This is a genomic window from Limnospira sp., assembly GCF_051859755.1.
Taxonomy (GTDB): domain Bacteria; phylum Cyanobacteriota; class Cyanobacteriia; order Cyanobacteriales; family Microcoleaceae; genus Limnospira; species Limnospira fusiformis.
This window is the reverse complement of the sequence record NZ_JBIMLI010000394.1, coordinates 1-692: the sequence shown is the minus strand read 5'-3', so window position 1 is coordinate 692 and position 692 is coordinate 1. Positions and strand designations below refer to the sequence as shown.

1 protein-coding gene is annotated in these 692 nt (G+C 43.1%); it reads right to left on the bottom strand.

What is annotated here, in order from left to right:
- Positions 1–692, bottom strand: a 692-nt coding sequence (locus ACTIE0_RS24840; protein WP_439517075.1) for a hypothetical protein, incomplete at both ends; no start/stop codon positions are given.

Below are 692 nucleotides of genomic sequence, written 5' to 3'. Positions count from 1 at the left end.
ATACTGCCCCACCTTCCGCACGCAAGCCACATGAACCCACTCATGCAGCCTCATATCCTCTTGGGGAACCCAGTTAACCTGTTTCGCAACAGCCTCCCCCTTGCCATAATACCACTGACCCTTCTGGTCATCCTTCAACCGAAAGCAGAACTCATTATATGGAAATCGAGTCGATTCAATGGTTTTCCAGTGATATTTATAGCCTTCTATACTAATGTAAATTTCTATTCTATCTGCGGGTGTCACTTTAAAATTAAACCCACAAAATAGTTGAGGATGTTCTTCGGGTTCAGCATTAAGTTTTATGCGGATGACATCAGTCCTTTGAACTGATAGCAATTCCTCTCGTTCACATGATGCTGACTTGACTATAATCTTGACGCTACGCACATCATGATCTTTCGGTAAAACCCATCCCCGAATTCCGATAACTTGATTATCATAGCTTTGATCCAGATTCTTGGGGGACTCTAAATTAGAACCAATTAGCAATTGATGCAGTTTTTCATCCCGCTGACCCTCCTGGATCCTCCAAATATCTGTGCTTTCTGTTGCTAGACTTCTCCCTAACTGATTGAGGGCATATTCTAACTCTTGTTCCCATTGCTGGTCGTTGACATACTTAGAGATAATATCCGTCCAACTCTTCGGCCAATCTCTCAAATACAGCCAAAACTCGACGGTCAAATCCC